This is a genomic window from Frondihabitans cladoniiphilus (assembly GCF_039544345.1).
GTDB classification, from domain to species: Bacteria; Actinomycetota; Actinomycetes; order Actinomycetales; family Microbacteriaceae; genus Frondihabitans; species Frondihabitans cladoniiphilus.
Window position 1 is genome coordinate 336,544 of record NZ_BAABLM010000010.1, and the last position, 23,484, is coordinate 360,027.

The window sequence follows — 23,484 nt, forward strand, 5'->3', positions numbered from 1 at the left end:
GCACCGTGAAGCATCGCCTCCCCCTCGTCGCCTCCGCCGCCCTCGTTCTCGCCGTGGGGTGCAGCGCTGCTCTCACCGGGTGCAGCACCGGCTACCCTTCGATCGCCGGCGTCTGGAAGGCCTCCGACGGCACGGCGAACAAGACGATCAGCGACGACGGCAACTGCACCAACATGCTCTACCGGGGCGGCGCTGTCTTCCAATCGCAGGTGCCGGGCATGTGCCACATCACCGGCACGGCCGACCACGGCGCCTATTCGCTGCGCGTCACGCAGGCCGGCAAGGCGCAGAACTACACGGCGAGCTTCTCGAACGGCGACAAGACGATCGCGATCACTCAGGGCTCGACGAAGATCGTCACCCTGACCCAGGTGCCCAGCGCGCACTGACAGCGCATCCCCGGAGGTGCGCCCCACTGCCCGGCACCCCGTTGCCCTGCGCCGGCCGGCGGGTCGCCACTTCGCCCTGCTGCCCCGTTCGGCGCCCTGTCGCTTTCCGAGGAACCCGGCGAAGGATTTCCTCAATCGCAGACAGCGCGCGGCCGAAAGTCCTCACTTGCTGGCGCACACGGCGCAGGGTTCCTCAGTAGAAGTCAGGATTTCCTCACTTGCAGACAGAGCGTGCAAGCAGAGGCACAGCGCCGAACCCCCGCCCCGACCTCATCCGTGGTGGTGGCAGCTCGCGTCGTCTCCCATCGGCTCCGGCGCCAGGTCGAGCATCGGGTTGCCGTCGAAGAAGCCCACCGGCTTGAGGTGGAACCCGGCCTTCGCCACCGGCATCACCGGCCAGTCCTCGGGCCGCACCACGTGGTGCACGCCGACGGTGTACCAGGCGACGAGGTCTTCGTCGACGAGCGGGCGCCCCTGCTCGACGTACTCCGAGACGCCCGAGGCGAACTCGCGCTGCGCGATGTAGTCGCCGGCGGCGTACCGCTCGGCCGGGTCGAACTTCGTCACCCACAACTGCTTCGTGGCGAAGCGCCCGCGGTTCATCTGCTGCGACCCCTCCTGCGCGAAGAACGGCGCGGCCGTGCCGGGCTCGATCAGGTAGCCGGGGCGGCCTCCGACGCCGTTGACGGTGTCGGCCGAGGTCACGAGCCAGGCGCGCGCCGTCGACGGTGACGCCGACCGGGCGCCCTCGTTCTCTGACGTCAGCCGGGTGCGGGTCTGGCGCCACGCACTCCCCCACGGGTTCTCCGGCCCTGCGGGCACGGCCTCCGAGTTGAGCTCGTCGATGTTGTTCCGCTGCCCGTCGACCTGCATGTCGAGCCGCACGCTGAAGAAGTGCTGGTGGTGCGGGCCGTAGAGCTGCGGCGCGACGAGCGTGCCGTGCCCCGGCTCGGTGCCCGGCTGCAGCTGCCCCGGCAGCAGCGCCCCGGTCGAGATGATGCCGGTGAGCTTGATCTCGAGTTCGATCGACCCGTCGAGGTGCAGGTTCCAGTAGAAGCCATAGTCGTAGTTGCCGACCGTCACGAAGAACGAGATGACGAGCCGCCGGTTGCGTCGCACCTCGCCGCGACCGTCGCGGTACTCCGTGTGCTTCCAGCCGATCCCCGCGTCCTCCTCGTGGATGCAGATCCCGTTCGGGATCACGACCGGCGCCCCCTCCTGGTCGTTGACGACCGCGTCGAGGTAGAGGATCTCGCCGACACAGTCGCAGCCGAGCTCCAACGAGTTGGCCAACACCCCGAGGCCGTACTCGCCCTCGTCGAACACGTTCTTGTTCCAGTGCGTGGCCGCCGGATCGCCGTACGGCACGTACATCTCCGCGAGGGATGCTCGGTAGAGCACCGGTCGGACGGCCCCTCTGTCGACGTACCGCACGTCGTGCAGGACCACTCCCTCCCGCGGCGTGTAGCCGACCTGCAACCGCCACGGACCCCACTCGAGCGAATGCCCGTCGAGCTTGACCGACGACCCCTGGGGCTGCGTGATGACGATGGGCTTCATGGCCTCGCGCTGTTCGGCGATGCGTGGGTAGTTGTCCTCGGCGCCGAATTGCTCCGCCTCGAAGTTGCCGTTCGTCGGCGGCAGCGGGACGACACCGTGGTCGACGACGTCGAGCACCTCCCAGGTGTCCATGTCGATCGTGACGATGAGGCCCTCGACAGGGTGGGCGTAGCCGTTGTCGCCGGGGGCGGTGCGGACGAACGTCAGAAGCCGCGCGAGGCGGCGGCTCGGCTCGTCGCCCGGCCCTGTGTAGCCCGACGACCACTTGTCGATCATCGGCAGGTCGAAGTCGGTCACGCCTCGGAGGGCGACGGCCGCCTGCCAGCGCGGGTCGCTCCGCACCAGGCGCTCCGAGATGTCGAACTCCTCGACCGTGATCGGCGGCTGCGCGTCGACGATCTCGACGTACGACAAGACGGAGTCGGACGTCAGCGACACGACCGCCTCATAGGTCTTGTGCTCGGCGCTCTCGCGGACGATGGCGAACCCGCGCCGCTCCCACGCGGCGCCGGGAGTCCAGGCGAGCACGTCGGCCTTCGGCGGCTCGGCCAGCTCGACGAACACGAACCGCGCCGTCGGCGCGAGACCCCGGTCGCGACGGAGGATCGTCGCGACGCTCGCGAGCTCCGACCCGGACAACGGTTCGAGGGGATGGCTGGGCATGGGTCTCCGATCAGCGGTGGTGCGGGGTGGTTCGACCGTAGTGGGGTGGCCGCGCGCACCCGGGTGCCACTCCGTCACGACGAGGCGTCGTCGCCTGCCACACCGTCAGGCGGCCGCGGCGGGGCGCCGGAGGCGGAGGCGGCGCGGGAGCCGGCGGCGTCATCCCGACGAGAGGCGGCTCGGCGGCTCGAGGCGTGTCTCTCGAAGCTCACCCCAACGGCCCCGAGGCCGGCCAGCAGCACGAGCCCGCTGCCGGTCGCGTAGTAGGGCTCGGTGAGGGTTTCGGAGAGCGGCCCCTCGTGCAGCAGCTTGAAGGCGAGTTGAATCGCCGAAAAGCCGCAACCCAACAGCAGGAGTCGGACGACGAGTCGCCCGTGCTGTCGAGCCGAGGAGCGAAGTACGGTTTCGCATCCTTCATCAGACAAATCAATAACTTAGACCTCTGCACCGACATCAGCCGCGCATCCCCCGGGTGGAGTAGTCAAGAGAACGACCCCGAACCTCGATCCACTGGAGACACTCATGCCCCACACTGTGCAGCTCGACCACGACGGCCCCTTCGACGTGTACCTGGCATCGCCGCCCGAAGGCATGCCCGTCAAGGGAGGCCTGATCGTCATCCACGAGATCTGGGGCGCGGTCGATCAGATCCGCAGCGTCGCCGACCGGTTCGCGGCCGAGGGCTGGCTGGTCGCGGCACCCGACATCCTGAGCCGCGCCGGCATGCAGCCCGACCTCGGCGAAGAACTCCTGGCCATCATGGCCGGCGACGACGACGCGAAGAAGAGCGAGGTCCAGCCGCGGATGCGCGAGGCCGCCTCCCCCATGCGCTCCCCCGAGTACGCGGCCTGGGCCGTCGGCGCGCTGCAGTCCGTTCTCGACTTCCTCGACGAGCAGCCGGGATGCCGCGGCCACCTCGCCGTCACCGGCTTCTGCTTCGGCGGCACCTACAGCTTCGCTCTGGCCGCGGCGGATCCGCGCGTGACCGCCGCGATCCCGTTCTACGGCGCTCCGCCGGAGGAGTCCGACGTCGACCTCATCGAGGCCCCCGTCCTCGCGTTCTACGGCGACCAGGACGAACGCCTCATCACCGGGCTTCCCGACGTCACTCGCGCGATGGAGGAGGCCGGCGTCGACTTCACCCCCGTCGTCTACGAGAACACCGGTCACGCGTTCTTCAACGACCAGAATCCGCACGCGTACAACGCCGGCTACGCCGCTCGAGCGTGGGATGCAACACTGCACTTCCTCGAAGAGCACACGGTCAAGGCCGACTGACCTCCCGTTCTCAGGAGGCTTCGACGACCGACGCTCCTCGGGTCCGCCGCGGAACCGCCAGCACGAGCACCAGGATCAGCGCGACGGCGGCGAGCGCCGAGACGACCGGTGCCCCGAGGTCGACGGCGTGCGCGAGTCCGCCGGACGTCGCCTCGCTCCCCAGCCAGAGGGCCGTCGCCGCCTGGAAGACGTACCCGACCAGGTACACCGTCGAGAACATCGAGCCGCGGTGGTGTTCGGGCGCGAACCGAGAGACGATCTGCAGGCCGGCGGCGAAGAACAGGCTGTAGCCGATCCCGCCCAGCACGCAGAAGACCAGGAACAGCGCCAGGGAGTGCTGCGACGCGGCGAGCACGAGCGAGCCGAAGCCGAGGGCCGTGGCCACGAGGGCGATGACAGCCGCGATCGGCAGCGGGATCCGGCGGGAGGCCAGGGCGACGATTCCGATCACCAGCATGGAGATGGCGAGGAGCGCTCCCGTCATTAGCGCGTTGCTGCTGCCGACGAGCTGCACTCCGATGGAGGCGCCCTGCGACAGGATCACGGCTCCGAGGGAGTACGACGCACTCACGCACAGGGCGGCCGCCGCGACTGGGCCCCAAAGCGCCCGGGGCACGGACACGCCACGCGGCCGCCAGCGGGGGGCCTCGGCATCCCGGTCCCGGGGCAGTCGCCAGACCAGAGCGAACACGAGCGCCTCGACGACGAAGAGCACCCAGTAGGTCAGGTGGAGCGGGAACGGCGCGTACTGCACCAGGGCGCCCCCGACGAGCGTGGCGAAGACCAGGCCGACCGCGGTGGACGCCGTGCTGATGCCGCCGGTCCGGGCCGAGTTGCGGGGGCCGGCGATGTCGATCATCTTGGCGGTCGCCGGGCTGAGCGACAGGCCCACTCCGATGCCCATGAAGGCGCGGCCGATCAGAACGATGCCCACGTTCGGCGCGATCGCGAAGAGGAACACGCCGATCAGTGACGCGGAGATGCCGAGGAGGATGCTCGTGCGCCGCCCGACCACGTCGCTGAGCGACCCGAAGACGAGGAGGACGATCACGAGCACGATCGGGTACACGGCGAAGATCGACGTCGTGACGATCGGGGTGAGGTGCCAGTCCTTCGCGTAGAGCGGGTAGACCGGGGTCGCCGCGCCGCTCATCCAGAGGGCGACGGCCAGGACGGCGGCGCAGGTCCAGAACGAGAGGCGGGTGGAGGCCGGGGCATCGGCTGTGGAAGGCATGGGAACGAACCTAGCAGGCTGGATAGGAAAACCCAACTGAGCTAGGGTGAGGGCATGTCACCGCGTTCCAGCCTCGATCCCTCCTGCGGCATCGCCCGCAGTCTCGACGTCGTGGGCGAGCGCTGGGCGCTCCTCATCGTGCGCGACGCCCTGGTCGGGTCGACGCGCTTTTCCGAGTTCCGCTCGTCGCTGGGGGTCTCGCCCGACATCCTCACGGCGCGTCTGGCCACCCTGGTCGAGCACGGGGTCTTCGAGCGACGGTCGTACCAGGCACCGGGAGAACGCGAGCGCGAGGAGTACCTCCTCACGCCGGCGGGGCACGACCTGCTGCCCGTGGTGGCCACCCTCGGGGCGTGGGGCTTCGAGCATCGCCCGCTCGAGCATCCCCGTCGCTACGCGTACGTCGACGAGACCAGCGGCGAGCACCTCCGGGTGGCCTTCGTCGACTCGTCCGGTCGCGTCGTGGAGACCCCCGACGTCGCCATGGTGCGCGTGGCGACCCCGGCCTGAGGCCTCAGCCGCGGCCGAGCCGAGCCGGCGCGGGGAAGACCGCTCGCATGTGCCGCGTCGACAGCAGCAGCGCGATCGCGACCATCAGGGCGGAGAAGACGATCTGCTCGACGACCATCCAGGTCGGGTAGAGACCGGGGATGCACGCGATGATCAGTGTCACGACCGGAAAGATTCGCGAGAACAACTTCAATCGCGCATACGCCCAGTAATAGCCGAGTTGCGCGCGCCAGGCGAACACGTACAGCGACAGCGTGATCATCAGTACGACCGTCGACCGGAACCACACCGCCCACGGCACGACCACGCCGTGCGCGGTCAGCACGATCGCGATGAGGATCGCCGAGACGCCGACGGTCACCTCGCCGAGGAGCAGCCACCGAAAAGTGCGGAAAGTGCGAACGGTCGTGGGATGCTCGCGCATGTCTTGGCGGACGACATAGGCGTGCTGCCTGCCGCCCGCCAGCCGGTCGACCTGGCACGTGCGCCAGAGCCGCTCGAGCACGAGCTCCGCCCGCCCCCACCGACCGCTCCGCTGCGCCGACGCTTCCACCATGATGGGCCAATTCTCGCACCCTCCGCGGCACGCGAAACACCCTCGGGCGGCGCGAGCACCTCTCCGAGGAGGGGTGTCCGTGCCGCCCGAGGGTGTTCGAGCGGATCGAGTCGGGATTACGAGCGCTTGCGCTTCTCGCGCACGCGCATGTTCACGTTGATCGGCGTGCCCTCGAAGCCGAAGATCTCGCGCAGGCGCCTCGTGATGAAGCGGCGGTACTGCGGGTCGAGGAACCCGGTCGTGAACAGGACGAATGTCGGCGGCCGGTTGGCGGCCTGGGTGCCGAAGAGGATGCGCGGCTGCTTTCCACCACGGACGGGGTGAGGATGCTCCTGCGTGAGCTCGGCGAGCAACGCGTTGAACTTGCCCGTCGGGATCCGCGTGTCCCACGACTCGAGAGCCAGCTCGAGCGCGGGCACCAGCTTCTCGAGGTGCCGGCCGGTCTTCGCCGAGATGTTCACGCGCGGAGCCCACGAGACGTGCTCGAGGTCCTGCTCGATCTCGCGCTCGAGGTAGCGGCGGCGGTCGTCGTCGAGGAGGTCCCACTTGTTGAAGGCGAGGACGAGCGCACGGCCCGACTCGAGCACCAGGTCGATGATGCGGAGGTCTTGCGTGGAGATGGTCTCGGAGACGTCGAGCACCACGACCGCGACTTCCGCCTTCTCGAGCGCGGACGAGGTGCGGAGGGACGCGTAGAAGTCGGCGCCCTGCTGCAGGTGCACACGCTTGCGGATGCCGGCGGTGTCGACGAAAGTCCAGATGCGACCGCCGATCTCGACCTGCTCGTCGACCGGGTCGCGGGTGGTGCCGGCGAGCTCGTTGACGACGACGCGCTCCTCGCCTGCAGCGCGGTTGAGGAGCGACGACTTGCCGACGTTCGGGCGGCCGAGGATGGCGACGCGGCGGGGGCCGCCGATCTCCTCCTTCGCGACGGCCGACACGGCGGGCAGCGTGGCCATCGCCTTGTCGAGCAGGTCGGCGACGCCGCGGCCGTGGAGGGCGGAGACGGGGAACGGCTCTCCGAGACCCAGGCTCCAGAGCTCGGACGCCTCGAGGGCCTTGCGGTCGTCGTCGGTCTTGTTCGCGACGAGGATCACGGGCTTGTGCGTCTTGCGGAGCATCGAGACGACGTGCTCGTCGGTCGAGGTGGCACCGACGTTGACGTCGACGACGAAGAGGACGGCGTCGGCGAGGTCGATCGCGATCTCGGCCTGCATGGCGACGGACGCGTCGATGCCGAGGGCGTCGTGCTCCCACCCGCCGGTGTCGACGATCGTGTAGCGGCGCCCGCCCCACTCGGCCTTGTACGAGACGCGGTCGCGGGTGACGCCGGGCTTGTCCTCGACGACGGCCTCGCGGCGGCCGAGGATGCGGTTGACGAGCTGGGACTTGCCGACGTTCGGGCGCCCGACGACGGCGAGGACGGGAAGGGCCGGCGCGTACGTGATCGCGTCCGGGTCCCATTCGGCGTTCTCGAGGAGGTCGACGTCTTCTTCGTCGAGCTCGAAGTCCTCGAGACCGCGGCGGAGGGCATCCGCCCGCTGGTCCGCATCGACGTCTTCGAGCGTCGCGAGACGATCGGCCATGCCGTCGTCGAGGTCGGGGAAGCTGTCGTCGTCGTCGTGTGCCATGGGTGGCTCCTAGGGGGTGTTGGTGCCCGCCGCTGTGGCCGCCGCTGCGGAGGCCCGGACGAGCTCGACCACGGCCTGCACCGTCTGATCGAAGTCGAGATGAGTGGAGTCGAGTGTCGTGACGCCTTCGGCGGCTGTCATGAAGTCGACTACCTTGCTGTCCTGCTGGTCTCGTTTCGACAGTTGCCGGGCAGTTTCTTCGGCACTCTGCCCCGTGATCTCCGCGGAACGCCTGGCCATTCTAGCCTCTTCCGTCGCCGTGAGCAGGATTCGCACCTGGGCATCGGGTGCGACCACCGTCGTGATGTCACGCCCTTCGGTCACGATGCCGGGCTTCGACGACCCGGCGATCACCGAGCGGAACAGCTCGACCAGGAACGCCCGCACCTCGGGGATCTTCGCGACGTGGGCGACCGAGGCCGTCACCCGCGGGGTCCGGATCTCCTCGCTGACGTCCACTCCCCCGACCTTCACGAAGTGGTCGCCGGGATCGATACCGATCTCGTAGTCGAAGGTCGGCAGGGTCGCGACCACCGCAGCGGAGCTCGTCAGATCGACGCCCTCCTGGACCGCGTGCAGCGCGAAGGCCCGGTAGGCCGCCCCGGTGTCCTGGTAGTCGAACCCGAGGGCCCGAGCCGCGGCACGACTGACGCTGGACTTGCCACTGCCGGCCGGGCCGTCGACCGCCACGACGACAGGGCGGAAGAGGTCGCTCGCCTGGTAGCGCGCGAAGAGGTCGTCCTTCCAGGCGGCCAGCTCGTCGGAGGTGGCGCCGGGATCGTCGGAGAAGGGGGAGGAGTCGGCGGGGGTGGTCGTCATGCGTTCATGCTCCTGCAATGGTCCAGCCGCGGCGGACCAGGTCGTCGATCAGTCGTTCTTCGTGCTCGGGCACGACGCTCACTTCCGCGAGCCCGAACTGGGCTCCGGGCGAGTGCTCGAGCCGGAGGTCTTCGAGGTTCACCCCGATCTCGCCCATCTCCGTGAGGAGGCGTCCGAGCTGGCCGGGGGTGTCGTCGACCATGACGATCACCTGGCGATAGGTCTTCGACTGCCCGTGCTTGCCGGGCAGCCGCGAGACTCCCGCGTTGCCGGCACCGATCGTCTCGGCGAGAACCCGCAGGGCGCCGGGATGCTCGGGCTCGTCGAGTGCCGAGATCACGCCGTCGAGGTCCTCCCGCAGGGCCCGCAGCACCTCCGCCACGCCGCCTGCGTTCGCCCCGAGGATCTGCACCCACAGCGTCGGATCGCTCGCAGCGATGCGCGTGACGTCGCGGACTCCCTGCCCGGCGAGGCCGAGAGAGGTGTCGGGGGCGTCTCGGAGCCGTGCGGCCATGAGGCTCGCGACGACCTGAGGAGCGTGCGACACCACGGCCACCCCGGCGTCGTGCTCTTCGGGAGTCATCTCGATCGGCGTCGCCCCGAGGTCGAGGATGAGGTCTTCAAGTGCGGCCGCCGCTCGGTAGCCGATCCCGTCGTGGCCGGCGACCACCCACGGGCGCCCGACGAACAGGTCGGCGCGAGCCGAGAGCGGCCCCCCACGCTCCCGCCCGGCCATCGGGTGCGAGCCGATGTACCGCGAGACGTCGACGCCGCGCTTCTCCAGTTCGCGCAGCGGCGCCACCTTCACGCTGGCCACGTCGGTGACGAGCGCTTCCGGGTAGGCGGCGAGCTCGCGTTCGACGATGTCGGCCGTCACATCGGGCGGCACGCAGACGACGATGAGCGTGGGATGATCGTCCGCGCCACCGACGCGACCGGCACCGTAATCGATCGCCAGGTTCCGGGCCGCGGGCGAGACGTCCTCGAGGATCACGTCGACCCCCTGCTGCCGGAGACCGAGGCCGATGCTTGCACCGAGCAGGCCAGAGCCGACGACGCGGACGGTGCCCTGCAGACGGCGCTGCGGGACATCCGTCATCGCTTGCCCCTCCGGCGATCCTCCTGCTGCCGCCGGACCTGGGCGCGTCGGCTCGGCGCCTGCCCGCCGGACGCGTCGCCGTTCAGCGCCACGCGGCGGTTGCCGTCGCTGTCGTACTGCCGCTTCGGCACGGCACGAGAGGCCGCACCCGCACCCGCAGCGGGAGCACGCCCGCGCCGGCTCTCGTCGCGCGCGTCGAACTCGGGTTCGAACTCCTCGTCGTCCTCGTCGTAATACTCCTTCTCGGAGTCCGCGAGGTCGTCGTCGACGTCGGCCTCGAGGTCGGCGCCGGAGTCGTCTAGGGCACCCTGGACCGCGTCGGACACGATGTCGCGGACGCCGTCGCCGTCGCCGTCGACCGAACCGGTGTCCGAGGCGCCGCCGATCGTCGTCGAGCCGAGACCGGCGTCGCGCGCGATCGTCAGGATGTCGCCGAGTTCGTCGCGGGTCAGGTCGCGCACCTCGCCGATACGGAGGGTGCCGAGTGTGAGGGGGCCGAACTGCCGCCGTACGAGGTCGATCACCGGGTGGCCGACGGCTTCGAGCATCCTGCGCACGATTCGATTCCGACCCGAGTGCAGGGTCACCTCGACGATGCTCGTGCCGCCCGCCTGCCCGGTTCCGCGGTCGACGATGCGCGCGGAGTCGGCGTTGATCGGGCCGTCGTCGAGATCGATGCCGGCGATGAGCTTCTTGACGGTTGCAGGCGTGATCGAGCCCTGCACCTTGGCGATGTACGTCTTCAGCACGCCGAACGACGGGTGCGCGAGCACGTGCGCCAGCTCGCCGTCGTTGGTGAGGATCAGGAGCCCGCTCGTCTCGGCGTCGAGGCGGCCCACGTTGAAGAGGCGTTCCTCGTAGTGGCGGGTGAACTCGGTCAGGTCGGGGCGTCCGCGCTCGTCGCGCAGGGACGAGACGACGCCGACCGGCTTGTTGAGCATCAGGTAGCGGCGGCTCGGGTCGAGCTGAACTGCCTGACCGTCGACGACGACCTGGTCGACGGTCGGGTCGACGCGGCGTCCGGGCTCGGTGACGACCTCGCCGTTCACGGTCACTCGGCCGGCGGCGATCAGGTCTTCGGAGACGCGGCGGCTCGCGATGCCGGCCGCGGCCATGACCTTCTGGAGGCGCTCGCCCTGCGGGGCACGGGCATCCTCGTCGGAGTGCGTGTTACTGGGCATCGTCGAAGCCTTTCGACCCGTCGGCGAGCAGCGGTGAGATCAGCGGCAGCTCGTCGAGGGTGTTGATTCCGAGATGCGTCAGCAGGAGCTCGGTCGTCTCGTAGTTGATGGCGCCGGTCTCGGCGTCGGTGAAGGACTCGGTGATCAGGCCACGGCCCAGGAGGGTGCGGACCACGGAGTCGACGTTGACGGCCCGGATCTGCGCGATGGCGCCGCGGGTGATGGGCTGCTTGTAGGCGATGACGGCGAGGGTCTCGAGGGCGGCCTGCGAAAGGCGCGTCGGGTTCTGCGTCAGCACGAAGTCGCGGACGATCGGGTCGAACTCCTCGCGCACGTAGAAGCGCCAACCGCCGCCCACTTCGCGGAGCTCGAAACCGCGGCGGATGCCCGAGGCCCCGTCGACGCCGGGTGCGACGCCGTCGAAGTCGGCCACGAGCGCCTCGATCGCCTGCCGGACCGCGGGCACGGGCGCACCGATCGCCGTCGCGAGGGAGACGAGGCTCTGCGGCTCGTCGGCGACCATGAGGATGGCCTCGAGCGTGCGGGCGATGGCGACGCCCGGGGTCGGGAGGTGGTCCGCCGTCTGCGGCTCATCCATCATAGTCGGCCCCCAGGTTCGCGAGGTTCTCTTCGGTCCAGTGCTCGGCGGTCCAGCGCAGGGTGAGCTCGCCGAGCGGTTCGAGCTGTTCGAAGCTGATGCTCGCGTGTCGGTAGAGCTCGAGGATCGCGAGGAAACGCGCTACGACGACGCCTTTGACGTCAACACCGTCGATCAGCTCGCGGAAGCTCATCACGGCTCCGCGTCGCAGCATCGAGACCACGATCGCGGCCTGCTCGCGGATGCTGATCAGCGGCGCGTGCAGGTGGTCGAGCCCGACCGTCGGCACCTCTTTCGGCGACAGGGCCATCGCGGCGAGCGCGGCGAAGTCGTCCGGCGACAGGGTCCACACGAGCTCGGGCGTCGAGACGCGGTACTTCTGCTCGAGGCGGACGCTGCGCGAGTGCCGGTCGCCCTCGGCCTCGCCGCGGCTGGCGAACCACTCGGCGGCCTGCTTGAACGCGCGGTACTGCAGCAGGCGGGCGAACAGGAGGTCGCGGGCCTCGAGCAGGGCGACGTCTTCGGCGTCGACGAGTTCGCCCTGGGGCAGGAGGCCGGCGACCTTGAGGTCGAGCAGCGTCGCCGCCACGACGAGGAACTCGCTGGCCTTGTCGAGCTCCTCGTCGGAGTCGAGGCCACGGAGGTACGAGATGAACTCGTCGGTGACCGCGCTGAGCGACACCTCGGTGATGTCCATCTCGCGCTTGGTGATCAGCGAGAGCAGGAGGTCGAACGGGCCGGAGAAGTTGGCAAGACTGACCGAGAACGAGGAGTCCGTCGCTGCTTCGACGTCGGCCGAAACGTCGGCAGAAACGTCGGCCGAGACGTCGCTGTCGGGGGTGCCGAGGCTACGCTGCGGCGCCACGGGCGATCAGCTCTCTGGCCAGCTGCCGGTAGGCCTCGGCCGCGGGGTGGTTCGGAGCGAACTGCGTGATGGGGGATGCGGCGACCGACGCGTCGGGGAACTTCACCGTGCGTGTGATAACCGTCTCGAGAACATCGTCGCCGAACGCGTCGACGACCCGCTCGAGCACCTCGCGGCTGTGCAGGGTGCGGGAGTCGTACATGGTCGGCAGGATGCCGTCGAGCTCGATGTCCTCGTTGAGGCGCTCGCGCACCTTGTCGATGGTCTCGACGAGCAGGGCGACGCCGCGCAGGGCGAAGAACTCGCACTCGAGGGGGATCAGGACACCGTGCGCCGCGGTGAGGGCATTGACGGTCAGGATGCCGAGCGACGGCTGGCAGTCGATGAGGATGACGTCGTAGTCGTCGCGCACCTTGCGGAGCACGCGGGACAGGATCTGCTCGCGGGCGACCTCGTTGACGAGGTGGACCTCGGCGGCGGAGAGGTCGATGTTCGCCGGGATCACGTCGAGACCGGGCACGCCGGTGGTCTGGATGACCTCGTTCGGGTCTTTCACGGTGCCGATGAGGAGGTCGTAGACCGTGGGCACGTCGTGGGTGCGGACACCGAGGCCGGCGCTCAGAGCGCCTTGCGGGTCGAAGTCGATGGCGAGGACACGGCGACCGTATTCGGCGAACGCGGCACCCAGGCTGATGGTGGTCGTCGTCTTGCCGACGCCGCCCTTCTGGTTGCAGAGCGTGATGATGCGGGCCGGGCCGTGGCTCGGCAGTGGCGCCGGCACGGGGAACGCGGTGCGGGGTCGGCCCGTCGGGCCGAGGTCGGCGTCGGAGCCGGCGGGTCGGGCAGGGGCCGTCGACAGCTCGCCGACGCCGTCCAGCGGGACGGAGGCCCCGGAAGCGGCACCCCGCGAGGGCGCGGCCGCACGGTCGTCGGTGCTCGGGTTCGGCGTCGTACTCACGTCGGCAAGCTTACCGGCGTCCCCCGTCGTCGCCGGGGCGGTCCCCCGGCCTGTTGCCCGGCCCCGCGCATCCCCCGCAAATCTCAGCGCCCAACAGCCGCGGCACCAGCCCGCATCGCCGCAGCCTCCCGCGCCTCCCGCTCCCCCGGCGCCCACCGCGCCCGAGGGTGAGCCGCCGCGTAGGCGTCTCGCAGGGCATCCGCCGTCACCAGCGTGTAGATCTGCGTCGTGGCGACCGATGCGTGCCCGAGCAGCTCCTGCACGACGCGCACGTCGGCCCCGCCCTCGAGCAGGTGCGTCGCGAACGAGTGCCGCAGCGTGTGCGGCGACACCTCGATTCCGAGCTTCGCGCGCGAAGCCGCACCCTGGATGATCAACCACGCGTTCTGCCGCGACACCCGCGCCCCGCGAGCCCCGAGGAACAGGGCCGGCGTCGCCGTTCCTCGCACCGAGAAGACCGGTCGCGCCCTCACGAGATAGGCGTCGAGCGCCTTCCGGGCATAGCTGCCGAGCGGAACGATGCGCTGCTTGTTGCCTTTGCCGAACAGCCGCACGACGTCGCCCTCGATCACGTCGTCCACGTTGAGGTCGACCGCCTCCGACACCCGGGCGCCGGTGGCGTACATCAGCTCGAGCAGGGCCTTGTCGCGCAGACGCTGCGCCGAGTCGCCGTCGGTCGCCGCGAGCAGCGCCTCGACCTGGGCGATCGAGATCGCCTTGGGCAACCGGGCCGGCAGCTTCGGTGGCCGGGCCGTGGTGGTCACGTCGTCCGCGACGAGGCCCTCCTCCGTCAAGAACCGATGGAAGCTCTTGACCGCACTCAGCATTCGAGAGACGGACGAGGCAGCGAGGGGATGCCCGGGCCTCGACCGCAACCACTGGGCGAACTCCGCGACGTCCCCTGCCGAGACTCCGGCGGCGTCGGCGATCCCCCGTGTCGCGAGGAACTCCTCGTACACCGTCAGATCTCGCCGATACGCCGCGACCGTGTTCGGCGACAGCCCGCGCTCGACCGTGACGTGGCGGAGATACCGGGCCCGCGCCTCCTCGATCGCCGTCATGTCTCCACGCTAGGGCCGGCCACCGTCAGAGCGGCCGAGGCGGGACGGTTCTCAGCGGGTCGCGCGCGCGTGGAGTGCCAGCGCGGCGATCGACAGGATCGAGTTGTGCAGCCCACCGCCGAGCACCCCGTCGACGACGTCGCCGACCGGGACCCAGCGCTTCTCGATGTCGGCTTCTTCGGCCTCGCGGTCGAACGCCTCGTCGGCGGCGCGCACCCCGGTCGCCAGGTAGATGGCGACGTGCTCGTTACTGCCGCCGGGCGTCGTGTTGAAGGTAAGGAGGTGCTCCCACGTCGCAGCCTGCAGGTCGGTCTCCTCGGCGAGCTCGCGCTTGGCCGCGAGGAGAGGGTCTTCGCCCGGGATGTCGAGGAGGCCGGCCGGCAGCTCCCAGTCGCGCGACCGCACGGGGTGCCGGTACTGCTTGATCAGGAGGATGCGGCCCTGGTCGTCCTGCGCCGCGATCGCCACGGCACCCGTGTGGTCCATGTACTCGCGCTTGAGGGAAGTGTCGCCGTAGCGGAAGGTGTCGCGGACGATGTTCCAGACCGCGCCTTCGAAGACGACCCGGTTCTCTGTGACGTCGACTGCGAAGTCGTCGTCGGACAGGACCCCGGGAGTCGATGCCGAGACGGATGCCGAGGGAGCGTCAGACATTCTCGACCGCCTCGACCTCGAACAGGCGGGTGGCGTTCTGTCGCTCGAGCGAAGCCTCGACGAGACCGGCGAACAGGGGATGCGCGTGGTTGGGGCGCGACCGGAGCTCGGGGTGGGCCTGCGTTCCGATGTAGAACGGGTGCTCGGCCCGATCGAGCTCGACGTACTCCACGAGGCTCCCGTCGGGCGAGGTGCCGGAGAAGCGCAGGCCGGCCGCGGCGATGTCGTCGCGGTAGGAGTTGTTCACCTCGTAGCGGTGACGGTGGCGCTCTTCGACGAGCTCGGATCCGTACAGCGAAGCGGCGAGCGAGCCCTTGTCGAGCGCGGCCGGGTAGAGGCCGAGACGCATGGTCCCGCCCAGGTCGCCGCCGGAGATGATCTCGACCTGCTCGGCCATGGTCGCGATGACCGGGAACCGGGTCTCGGGGTCGAACTCCGACGACGAGGCGCCTTCGAAGCCGGCCTTGTTGCGGGCGTACTCGATGACCATGCACTGGAGCCCCAGGCACAGGCCGAGCGCGGGGATCCCGTTCTCACGGGCGAAGCGGAGCGCGCCGAGCTTGCCCTCGATGCCGCGGATTCCGAACCCGCCGGGAACGCAGATGCCGTCGACCTCGGCGAGCGCCTTGCTCGCCCCCTCGACCGTCTCGCAGTCGTCGGACGGGATCCACCGCAGCACGACCTTGGTCTGGTGCGCGAACCCGCCGGCCTTCAGGGCCTCGGTGACCGAGAGGTAGGCGTCGGGCAGGTCGATGTACTTGCCGACCAGGCCGATGGTGACCTCGTGCTTGGGGTCGTGGACGGCGTCGAGCAGCGTGCTCCAGCCGGACCAGTCGACCTCGCCGGCCAGGTCGCCGAGACCGAGGTGCTCGATGATGTAGGCGTCGAGACCCTGGTCGTTCAGCATGACGGGGATCTCGTAGATGCTCGGCACGTCGATGCAGTTGACGACGGCGTCTTCGTCGACGTCGCACATGAGGGCGATCTTGCGCTTGTTGCTGTCGGAGACGGGGCGGTCGCTTCGAAGCACCAGGGCGTCGGGCTGCATGCCGATCGAGCGGAGGGCTGCGACGGAGTGCTGGGTCGGCTTGGTCTTCTGCTCGCCGGACGCGTTCATGAACGGCACGAGCGAGACGTGCACGAAGAAGACGTTCTTGCGGCCGAGTTCGTGACGCACCTGGCGGGCGGACTCGAGGAAGGGCTGGCTCTCGATGTCACCGACCGTGCCGCCGACCTCGGTGATGATCACGTCGGGCTGGATCGCGTCGTGGGACTGCGCGCGCATCCGTCGCTTGATCTCGTCAGTGATGTGCGGGATCACCTGCACGGTGTCGCCGAGGTACTCGCCCCGGCGCTCCTTGGCGATGACCGTCGAGTAGACCTGGCCGGTCGTGACGTTGGCGGCCTGGTTCAGGTTGATGTCGAGGAACCGCTCGTAGTGCCCGATGTCGAGGTCGGTCTCGGCGCCGTCGTCGGTGACGAAGACCTCGCCGTGCTGGAACGGGTTCATGGTGCCCGGGTCGACGTTGAGGTACGGGTCGAGCTTCTGCATGACGACGTGCAGACCACGCGCCGTGAGGAGGTTGCCGAGGCTGGCGGCGGTGAGACCCTTGCCGAGGGAGGAGACGACACCCCCTGTCACGAAGATGTGCTTCGTGACTTTCGCGCTGTTGCTGACTGTCGAGCCGGCCGATGCCGCGCTGTCAGTCTCCGAAAATGGACCCGAGTTCTGATTGACCACCACGGGCTTCCATCCTACGTCACGTTCTCCGCCCGCCCCAAGCGCTCGGTGTTACGAGCGTGTGACGGTCCGCGAGGCAGCCATCTCGAGCAGCTCCCGAGCGTGTTCGAGACCGCTCTCGCTGTCGGGCAGCCCCGAGAGGAGGCGCGCCATCTCGGCCACGCGCTCGTCGCCGTGGAGCTGCTGGACGCTCGAGGCGGTCACGGCCCCGGAGGCGTCCTTGACGACGCGCAGGTGGTTCGTCGCGAACGCGGCGACCTGGGCCAGGTGCGTCACGACGATGACCTGCGCCCGCTCGGCGAGCATCGCCAACCGTCGCCCGATCTCGATGGCGGCCGAACCGCCCACGCCGGCGTCGACCTCGTCGAACACGAAGGTGGGCACGTCGCTCGATGCCGCCATGACGACCTCGATCGCGAGCATGACGCGCGACAGCTCACCGCCCGACGCACCCTTGCCGAGAGGTCGGGGCTCGCTGCCCGAATGCGGCCGCAACAGCAGTTCGACCCGGTCCGCGCCGGACGAGCCGAGCTCGTCGCGCGGCTCGACCTCGACCACGAGTTCGGCGCCTCCCATGGCGAGGGCTGCGAGTTCGCTCGTCACTCGCGAGGCGAGATCGGCGCCGGATGCACGGCGCCGCTCGCTGAGGACGTCCGCCGCCGCCAACGCCTCGCCCTGGTGCAGCACGACCTCCTCGGTCAGCTGGGCGACACGGTCGTCGTCCCCGTCCAGCTCGACCAGCCGGCGTGAGCCGTCGTCGAGGAGGGCGATCGTGTCGTCGAGCGTCGGGCCGTACTTGCGCACGAGCGAGCTCAGGTCGGCACGACGGGTCTGGACGAGTTCGAGCTCGCGCGACACATCGGCGTCGAGCGACCCGAGGTAGCTCGACAGCCGGGTGGACGACTCGGCGACCTGTGCGCCGACATCGGCCAGCAGGTCGGCGATGGATTGCAGTTCGGGGTCGTGCTGCGACACCCGCTCGACCTGTCGACGGGCCTCCTCGACGAGGGTGATGACGTCCCGGCTGCCGTCGAGGGCGTCGCTGGAGAGCACCTCGTGGGCCAGGCCGGCGGCGAGCCGCAGGTCTTCGGCATTGCTCAGCCGTTCGGCGGTGGCGTCGAGCTCGACGTCTTCGCCGGGCTGGGGCGCCACGGCCTCGATCTCGTCGATCGCGGCCCGCAGCCTCGTCGCTTCGGCCACCCGGGCGTCGCGGTCGTTCGTGATCTCGTCGAGCTCGGCCTGCGCGGTGAGCCAGGCGTCGTAGGCGCGGCGATAGGCGGTCGCGGCCGAGGCGAGCGCAGGACCGCCGTGCGCATCGACCGCTGCGCGTTGCGCCGTGGCGGACTTGAGGCGGATCTGCTCGGATTGGCCGTGGACCACGACGAGATGATCGGCGAGATCGGCGAGGACGCCGACCGGTGCGGATCGACCGCCCACGACGGCCCGACTGCGCCCCTCGCTGGAGACGATGCGGCTCAGGAAGAGCTCGCCGTCGTCGACGTCGCCACCGGCGTCGCGGACCCGCTCCGAGACCGGCCCATCGTCGGGCACGGACCAGCGGCCGTCCACCACGGCCTGCGTGCTGCCGGAGCGCACCGAACCGCCGTCGGCGCGTTGACCGAGGAGGAGACCCAGCGCCGACACCACCATGGTCTTGCCCGCGCCGGTCTCGCCGGTCACCGCCGTGAACCCCGGCCCGAGCGGCAGCGACGCCTGCCCGATGACCCCGAGGTCGCGAATCGAGATGTCTTCGATCATCAGGAGTTGTCGGGCCCCTGCGGACCGCGCCACCCGGTCACCGGCAGGTGGAACTTGGCGACGAGACGGTCGGTGAACGGGGCCCGGCGGAGTCGCGCGAGACGGACGGGCTGGTCGGAACGACCGGCGACGACTCGAGCGCCCGGCTCGAGCTCGTGTGCCCGGCGCCCGTCGCACCAAAGCACGCCCGACCCGTCGGTGCGGCTCAGGACCTCGACGGCGAACGTCGAGTTCGGGCCGACGACCAGTGGCCGGGCGAACAGGGCATGGGCACTCAGCGGGACGAGGATCATCGCCTCGACCTCGGGCCACACGACGGGCCCGCCTGCCGAGAAGTTGTAGGCCGTGGAGCCCGTCGGCGTCGACATGACCACACCGTCGCAGCCGAAGGAGGACAGCGGGCGTCCGTCGACCTCGATGACGACCTCGAGCATCCGCTCGCGAGAAGCCTTCTCGACCGTCGCCTCGTTCAGTGCCCAGGTCTGGTAGACGCACTTGCCGTCGACCATCACGGCGACGTCGAGGGCGAAGCGCTCTTCGACCTCGTAGTCGAAGGCCAGGACCCGCTTGACGGTGTCGTGCAGGTCGTCACGCTCGCTCTCCGCCAGGAAGCCGACGTGCCCGAGGTTGACCCCGACGATGGGCGCGGTCGTGCCCCGGACCAGTTCGGCGGCGCGGAGGATCGTGCCGTCGCCGCCGAGGACCACCACGGCCTCGACCTCGTCGACGAGCACCCGGTCGCCGAGGATGTCGACGTTGCCGAAGCTCGGTTCGGCCGCGCAGATGTCGTTGAACTCGTCCTGCGGCAGCACCGGCACCAGACCCGCGCCGGCGAGGATGCTGCACACCTCGAGAGCGGCGTCGACGGAGTCACGGCGCCCGGTGTGGGAGACGATGAGGATGTGGCGCTCGTGGACGGGTCGGTCGGGAACGGGGCCCTGCTGCATGGGGTGCTGCGCCGTCGGGCGTTCGGTGCTGATGGCGGTTCACTCCCCTGTCATGGTGTCGACTCGTGCGATCCATTCTGTCGGATTCGCACCCTGCGAGGCCGACAGATGGACGCAGTACTCGCGATTGCCGTTCGTGCCGACGATCGGCGACGGGATCAGCCCGGCCGTGCCGAGCCCCTGATCGTGCGCGGCCCAGAGCACGGCGTTCACCGCATCGGCCCGGAGACCGGCGTCACGCACGATCCCCTCCTTGATGCCCTGGCGGCCCACCTCGAACTGCGGCTTGATCAGCAGCACGTAGTCGGCCTCGAGGCCCACGCTCGCCACGAGTGCCGGAAGCACCATCGTCAGCGAGATGAACGACAGGTCGCCGACCACGAGATCGATGGTGGATGCCCGGGGCTCGAACCCGACGAGCGTCGCCTCGTCGAGATACCGAGCGTTCGCCCCCTCGACCGTCGTCACTCGCGGGTCGCTCCGGATCGAGGCCGCCAGCTGCGCGTGCCCGACGTCGAGGGCGACAACGAACTCGGCGCTGCGCTCGAGGAGCACCTGCGTGAAGCCGCCCGTGGACGCACCCACGTCGAGGGCGCCGCGCCCCCGGGGGTCGACCGCGAAGGCGTCGAGGGCGCCGACGAGCTTGTGCGCGGCACGACTGACGTAGTGGTCGATACCCGCCACGTCGATCCGGGCGCCCTCCCGCACCGGGAAGGAGGGCTTGAGCTGCGCCTTGCCGTCGACCGTGACGAGGCCGTCTTTCAGAATGCGGTGGGCATGGGTGCGAGACCGCGCGAGCCCTCGCGACGTGAGCGCGAGATCGAGACGCTCGAGAGCCTGTTCGGAAGCCGTGGCACCGCTCGCCGCAGCCTCTTCGGCCGAGCGGTTCGCCGCATGGCTGGTCGCCGGGCCGTGCATCAGCCCCGGCCCTCGAGAACGGCCCGCAGTTCGTCGTGGACCTGAGCGAACGCGTGGGCACGCTGATCGAGCGGCTGCTGGTCGATGACCGTGAGCCGAGAGATCAGGCCGTCGACGGCCGAGGACGTCTCTTCTGGTTCGCTCATGATCGGTCCACACTAACCGCTGCCACCGACGGTCCGGGCAGGCTCTCCACAGGACGAGCCCCACCCGGTTACGCCGACAGCGTCACCGGCCCCACGAGCGAGCCGGGGGATGCACGCCTCAGTCCTCGTAGAGCTTCGGGTCGACGTCCAGCCCGTAGATCTTCAGCCCGCTGCCCCAGACGGCAGCGGCGCCGGCCCGCAGCAGGTCGATCCGCGACGAGCCCTCGGCCACCGCACGGACGCGGTTCCCGGCCAGCTCGACCCGTGCATCCCGCACTCGGAAGGTCTTCGTGCCGCGCGCATCCACCGTCACCGTCGTGGCCGGGTACTCCTCGTGCAGCTCGCGGAGGTCGGCGAGGACGAAGTCGGGGTGCGAGTTCTCGGGCGCCGCCAGCACCTGCTTGGCGTGGTCGATGCCGGTGAGCACCAGCACCGAGGTCAGCCCGGCGCGATTCGCCCCGATGATGTCGGTGTCGAGCCGATCACCGATGAAGAGCGGCCTGGTGGCTCCGAAGCGGTCGATCGCCGCCTCGAAGATGGCCTTCTCGGGCTTGCCCGCCACGATCGGGAGCTTCCCGACGGCCGTGTGCACGGCCGACACCAGCGTGCCGTTCCCGGGCGCGATGCCGCGCTCCTGCGGGATCGTCCAGTCCTGGTTCGTCGCGACCCACGGAATGTCCGCCTTGCCCAGGGCGAACGACGCCTCGGCGAGGTCCTTCCAGCTGACGTCCGGGGCGAACCCCTGGACGACTGCGGCGGGACCATCGTCGGCGGAACGGGTCACGGAATAACCCGACTCCTCGAGAACCGCAGTGAGACCGACCCCACCGACGACGAGGATGCGCGCTCCCGGGTCGACCAGCGTGGCCAGCAGTCGGACCGCCGCCTGCGGGCTCGTCACCACGTCGTCCGCCGTGACCGTCAGTCCGAACCCGCTCAGCTGCTCGGCCACCGTCTCGGCGGTCCGGGACGCGTTGTTCGTGATGTAGCCCATCCGGCGGTCGGCAGCCACGCGATTGAGACTGTCGACCGCGTGATCGATCGCGTTCTTGCCCGTGTACACGACCCCGTCGAGGTCGGCGAGGACCACGTCGACGCCCTCGAGGGGGAACCGGGGCTCAGCGAACGGGCTCGTCTCCTTCGTCGGAGTCGTCGGCGAGTTCTGCTGCGGCGTCCCCGGGCTCGTCGACGGCTGCGGGCTGGTCGACGACGCTGGGCTCGTCGACGGGTTCGCCTGCGGGCTGCTCCCCCGCGAGCTCGTCGTCGAGGGCGACGTCGTCTCCGTCGAATCCTGCGACTTCTTCTTCCACGATCTCGACAGTTTCATCGTCCTCCTCGGACTGCAGCTGGTTCAGGGCGCCACGGGCGCGGCGAGCGAGCGCGTGCCAGTCGGCAGCCTCCGCCTCACGGTCCAACTCTTCCAGAACCGTGGCGTAGGCATCGAACAGGTCCGGGCTGTAGCTGAAGGCCCGGGTGCGATCGAGTTGGGGGATCTCGAGCTCGCGGAGGGCGGCGTCCGTCTGCTCGAGATCGAGGCGCGCACCGGACATCGCGATGGCCAGCGACACGCGAACGGGCACGTCGAGCGTCTCCACCTCGACCGAGCGGCCGAGCTCGAGAGCCCGGTCGGGTCGGCCGAGACCGCGCTCGCTGTCGACCATCAGGGGAAGCTGGTCGTTGCGACCGGAGATGCGACGGTAGGTACGGAGCTCCCGGAGGGTGAGCGCGTAGTCCTCGTTCGCGTAGGCGGTGATGGCGATGGTCTCGCGGACGACGGCCACGCGACCCGCACGACGGCCGGCGGCCTGGGCGTGCTGGTGAGCCAGCGCGGGGTCCTCGTCGATCATCATCCCGGCCATTAGGAGGTGGCGGGCCACGAAGTCGGCGTTCTCCTTGCTCAGGGTCTTGAGCTCGGCGCGGGCGACCTTGTCGAGCTGTCGCGGCTCCACCTCGTCCGGCAGGTGCGGCTCGAACTGCCGCGGGCGGACCGAACGAAGACCCAGCGGATCGCGGTCCTCCCACTGGCCGCCGCTGTCCCGCGCATCGCGCCCGGTGCGACTGCCGCTGCGGTCGCCGAAGCTCGGTCGGCCGGCGCCCGGTCGTCCCTCGCCGGGTCGTCCCGTGCTGGGTCGTCCCTCGCCGGGCCGTCCTGTGCTGGGCCGACCTGTACCGGGTCGTCCGTTGCTGGGTCGCCCCTGGGCGCCGCGGTCTCCCGTAGGACGCCCGGAACGGTCGCCACTCGGGCGATCACCGTACGACGGACGGCCGCTGCCGGGACGATCGCCGTCGCGAGGAGGGCGTCCGCCACTCGGGCGGTCGCCACTGCGGGCCGGACGGTCGCCGTCTCGTGGAGGGCGCCCACCCGAAGGCCGATCTCCGGAACGGAACGGTCGATCCCCCGACGGCCGCTCGCTTCTCGGAGCACCATCGAATCGAGGCTTGCCACCCGGGCCGTCACCCCGAGGCGGACGCGAGGATGCACCGCGATCCGACGACGGACGACCGGCGCCTGGCCGATCCGATCCCCCGCGCGGCGGCCTGGCGCTCCAGCTCCGATCGCGGCCGGCCCCCTCGCCACGGGCGCCTCCCCCGGTGCCTCCGTCATTCGAGCGTCGCGGACGCTCGGTGTTTTCGTCGTCGCGATCGCTCACGGGGTGCTCCTTCTGATGGGTGACTCTGCCTGTGGGGCAGGGAACGCGTCGTACGAAGACGGCATCGAAAGGTGGGATGCACGTGCTCCGTCGGAGTTCCCTGCGGGGCCTGCTGTGGTGTTATGAACGGCCAGCCTACCAGGCACTCCCCACCTCCTGAGGGGCTCGCTCAACGCAGAACGGCCACCCCACAGGGTGGCCGCTTAACGCAAGAAAGCCACCCTGTGGGGGTGGCTTTCTTGGTGGTGCTGAAGTTGAGTCCGGCGG

General features: G+C 69.9%; 22 protein-coding genes and 1 pseudogene. 3 read left to right on the forward strand and 20 right to left on the reverse strand.

All coding sequences use genetic code 11. The features are described 5' to 3' along the window. The first annotated feature begins 5 nt into the window (after window positions 1–5). Entirely contained in the window at window positions 6–389 is a 384-nt protein-coding gene (locus tag ABEA39_RS17055) for a hypothetical protein (protein WP_345377156.1), read from the forward strand. Between the two features lie 270 nt (window positions 390–659). Here the strand turns inward: ABEA39_RS17055 and ABEA39_RS17060 are convergent, their stop codons facing one another. Together ABEA39_RS17060 and ABEA39_RS17065 are read right to left on the reverse strand one after the other, a co-directional pair. Then, window positions 660–2,690, reverse strand: coding sequence for a primary-amine oxidase (locus ABEA39_RS17060; protein ID WP_345377157.1), 2,031 nt, complete (start codon window positions 2,688–2,690; stop codon window positions 660–662). After that, window positions 2,687–2,959 carry a hypothetical protein gene (locus tag ABEA39_RS17065; protein WP_345377158.1) on the reverse strand — a complete coding sequence of 91 codons (273 nt, stop codon included), beginning with the start codon at window positions 2,957–2,959 and terminating at the stop codon, window positions 2,687–2,689. The genes ABEA39_RS17060 and ABEA39_RS17065 overlap by 4 nt, the downstream gene beginning before the upstream one ends. A gap of 175 nt (window positions 2,960–3,134) precedes the next feature. Here ABEA39_RS17065 and ABEA39_RS17070 point away from each other — a divergent pair, with 175 nt between their 5' ends. Continuing rightward, window positions 3,135–3,890 (forward strand): dienelactone hydrolase family protein, encoded by a 756-nt coding sequence (locus tag ABEA39_RS17070; RefSeq protein ID WP_345377159.1) that lies wholly within the window; start codon window positions 3,135–3,137, stop codon window positions 3,888–3,890. Between the two features lie 10 nt (window positions 3,891–3,900). On the opposite strand, the gene ABEA39_RS17075 is transcribed toward ABEA39_RS17070, so the two are convergent. Next, on the reverse strand, window positions 3,901–5,124 hold the full coding sequence (locus tag ABEA39_RS17075) for an MFS transporter (RefSeq protein WP_345377160.1): 1,224 nt from the start codon (window positions 5,122–5,124) through the stop codon (window positions 3,901–3,903). A 54-nt stretch (window positions 5,125–5,178) separates the two neighbouring features. Between ABEA39_RS17075 and ABEA39_RS17080 the strand changes: the two genes are divergently transcribed. Beyond that, complete coding sequence (locus ABEA39_RS17080) at window positions 5,179–5,634, forward strand: winged helix-turn-helix transcriptional regulator (protein WP_345377161.1); 456 nt, start codon at window positions 5,179–5,181, stop codon at window positions 5,632–5,634. Window positions 5,635–5,638: 4 nt separating this feature from the next. Here ABEA39_RS17080 and ABEA39_RS17085 read toward each other — a convergent pair whose 3' ends face one another. From ABEA39_RS17085 to ABEA39_RS17165, 17 genes and pseudogenes are all read right to left on the reverse strand, one after another. Then, on the reverse strand, window positions 5,639–6,190 hold the full coding sequence (locus ABEA39_RS17085) for a hypothetical protein (RefSeq protein ID WP_345377162.1): 552 nt from the start codon (window positions 6,188–6,190) through the stop codon (window positions 5,639–5,641). 116 nt (window positions 6,191–6,306) lie between these two features. After that, entirely contained in the window at window positions 6,307–7,776 is a 1,470-nt protein-coding gene (gene der, locus ABEA39_RS17090) for a ribosome biogenesis GTPase Der (RefSeq protein ID WP_425556995.1), read from the reverse strand. Window positions 7,777–7,830: 54 nt separating this feature from the next. Then, window positions 7,831–8,640 (reverse strand): (d)CMP kinase, encoded by an 810-nt coding sequence (cmk, locus tag ABEA39_RS17095; RefSeq protein ID WP_345377164.1) that lies wholly within the window; start codon window positions 8,638–8,640, stop codon window positions 7,831–7,833. Between the two features lie 4 nt (window positions 8,641–8,644). Further along, a complete protein-coding gene (locus ABEA39_RS17100) occupies window positions 8,645–9,739 on the reverse strand; it encodes a prephenate dehydrogenase (protein WP_345377165.1) in 1,095 nt (364 codons plus the stop codon). A 398-nt stretch (window positions 9,740–10,137) separates the two neighbouring features. Continuing rightward, a pseudogene (locus ABEA39_RS17105) lies at window positions 10,138–10,920 on the reverse strand (pseudouridine synthase); the annotation flags it as partial. Beyond that, entirely contained in the window at window positions 10,910–11,521 is a 612-nt protein-coding gene (gene scpB, locus ABEA39_RS17110) for an SMC-Scp complex subunit ScpB (protein WP_345377166.1), read from the reverse strand. The gene scpB and the pseudogene ABEA39_RS17105, both read right to left, overlap by 11 nt. After that, complete coding sequence (locus tag ABEA39_RS17115) at window positions 11,511–12,383, reverse strand: segregation and condensation protein A (RefSeq protein WP_345377167.1); 873 nt, start codon at window positions 12,381–12,383, stop codon at window positions 11,511–11,513. The genes scpB and ABEA39_RS17115 overlap by 11 nt, the downstream gene beginning before the upstream one ends. Then, window positions 12,367–13,242, reverse strand: a complete 876-nt coding sequence (locus ABEA39_RS17120; RefSeq protein WP_345377190.1) for a ParA family protein — start codon at window positions 13,240–13,242, stop codon at window positions 12,367–12,369. Before ABEA39_RS17120 ends, ABEA39_RS17115 begins: the two co-directional genes overlap by 17 nt. A gap of 182 nt (window positions 13,243–13,424) precedes the next feature. Further along, the gene (gene xerD / locus ABEA39_RS17125) at window positions 13,425–14,402 is read right to left on the reverse strand and encodes a site-specific tyrosine recombinase XerD (RefSeq protein ID WP_345377168.1); all 978 of its coding nucleotides are present in this window, start codon (window positions 14,400–14,402) and stop codon (window positions 13,425–13,427) included. A gap of 51 nt (window positions 14,403–14,453) precedes the next feature. Further along, a complete protein-coding gene (locus ABEA39_RS17130) occupies window positions 14,454–15,056 on the reverse strand; it encodes an NUDIX hydrolase (protein ID WP_345377169.1) in 603 nt (200 codons plus the stop codon). Then, window positions 15,049–16,704 (reverse strand): CTP synthase, encoded by a 1,656-nt coding sequence (locus ABEA39_RS17135; protein WP_345377191.1) that lies wholly within the window; start codon window positions 16,702–16,704, stop codon window positions 15,049–15,051. The genes ABEA39_RS17130 and ABEA39_RS17135 overlap by 8 nt, the downstream gene beginning before the upstream one ends. A gap of 144 nt (window positions 16,705–16,848) precedes the next feature. Next, window positions 16,849–18,555 (reverse strand): DNA repair protein RecN, encoded by a 1,707-nt coding sequence (gene recN / locus ABEA39_RS17140; RefSeq protein ID WP_345377171.1) that lies wholly within the window; start codon window positions 18,553–18,555, stop codon window positions 16,849–16,851. After that, window positions 18,555–19,502, reverse strand: coding sequence for an NAD kinase (locus ABEA39_RS17145; RefSeq protein WP_345377172.1), 948 nt, complete (start codon window positions 19,500–19,502; stop codon window positions 18,555–18,557). Before ABEA39_RS17145 ends, recN begins: the two co-directional genes overlap by 1 nt. A 39-nt stretch (window positions 19,503–19,541) precedes the next feature. After that, window positions 19,542–20,420 (reverse strand): TlyA family RNA methyltransferase, encoded by an 879-nt coding sequence (locus ABEA39_RS17150; RefSeq protein WP_345377173.1) that lies wholly within the window; start codon window positions 20,418–20,420, stop codon window positions 19,542–19,544. After that, window positions 20,420–20,566 (reverse strand): hypothetical protein, encoded by a 147-nt coding sequence (locus tag ABEA39_RS17155; protein ID WP_345377174.1) that lies wholly within the window; start codon window positions 20,564–20,566, stop codon window positions 20,420–20,422. Before ABEA39_RS17155 ends, ABEA39_RS17150 begins: the two co-directional genes overlap by 1 nt. Before the next feature lie 118 nt (window positions 20,567–20,684). Next, window positions 20,685–21,656 carry an HAD-IIA family hydrolase gene (locus ABEA39_RS17160; protein WP_345377175.1) on the reverse strand — a complete coding sequence of 324 codons (972 nt, stop codon included), beginning with the start codon at window positions 21,654–21,656 and terminating at the stop codon, window positions 20,685–20,687. Window positions 21,657–21,684: 28 nt separating this feature from the next. Further along, window positions 21,685–22,515, reverse strand: coding sequence for a hypothetical protein (locus tag ABEA39_RS17165; RefSeq protein WP_345377176.1), 831 nt, complete (start codon window positions 22,513–22,515; stop codon window positions 21,685–21,687). Window positions 22,516–23,484: the final 969 nt, after the last annotated feature.

Bases quoted from the DNA above. Each gene is read 5' to 3' on its own strand.
- ABEA39_RS17070 (WP_345377159.1), top strand. From the start codon at position 3,135: ATGCCCCACACTGTGCAGCTCGACCACGACGGCCCCTTCGACGTGTAC.
- ABEA39_RS17075 (WP_345377160.1), bottom strand. From the start codon at position 5,124: ATGCCTTCCACAGCCGATGCCCCGGCCTCCACCCGCCTCTCGTTCTGG.
- ABEA39_RS17080 (WP_345377161.1), top strand. From the start codon at position 5,179: ATGTCACCGCGTTCCAGCCTCGATCCCTCCTGCGGCATCGCCCGCAGT.
- ABEA39_RS17085 (WP_345377162.1), bottom strand. From the start codon at position 6,190: ATGGTGGAAGCGTCGGCGCAGCGGAGCGGTCGGTGGGGGCGGGCGGAG.
- der (WP_425556995.1), bottom strand. From the start codon at position 7,776: ATGGCCGATCGTCTCGCGACGCTCGAAGACGTCGATGCGGACCAGCGG.
- cmk (WP_345377164.1), bottom strand. From the start codon at position 8,640: ATGACGACCACCCCCGCCGACTCCTCCCCCTTCTCCGACGATCCCGGC.
- ABEA39_RS17100 (WP_345377165.1), bottom strand. From the start codon at position 9,739: ATGACGGATGTCCCGCAGCGCCGTCTGCAGGGCACCGTCCGCGTCGTC.
- scpB (WP_345377166.1), bottom strand. From the start codon at position 11,521: ATGATGGATGAGCCGCAGACGGCGGACCACCTCCCGACCCCGGGCGTC.
- xerD (WP_345377168.1), bottom strand. From the start codon at position 14,402: ATGACGGCGATCGAGGAGGCGCGGGCCCGGTATCTCCGCCACGTCACG.
- ABEA39_RS17130 (WP_345377169.1), bottom strand. From the start codon at position 15,056: ATGTCTGACGCTCCCTCGGCATCCGTCTCGGCATCGACTCCCGGGGTC.
- recN (WP_345377171.1), bottom strand. From the start codon at position 18,555: ATGATCGAAGACATCTCGATTCGCGACCTCGGGGTCATCGGGCAGGCG.
- ABEA39_RS17145 (WP_345377172.1), bottom strand. From the start codon at position 19,502: ATGCAGCAGGGCCCCGTTCCCGACCGACCCGTCCACGAGCGCCACATC.
- ABEA39_RS17150 (WP_345377173.1), bottom strand. From the start codon at position 20,420: ATGCACGGCCCGGCGACCAGCCATGCGGCGAACCGCTCGGCCGAAGAG.
- ABEA39_RS17155 (WP_345377174.1), bottom strand. From the start codon at position 20,566: ATGAGCGAACCAGAAGAGACGTCCTCGGCCGTCGACGGCCTGATCTCT.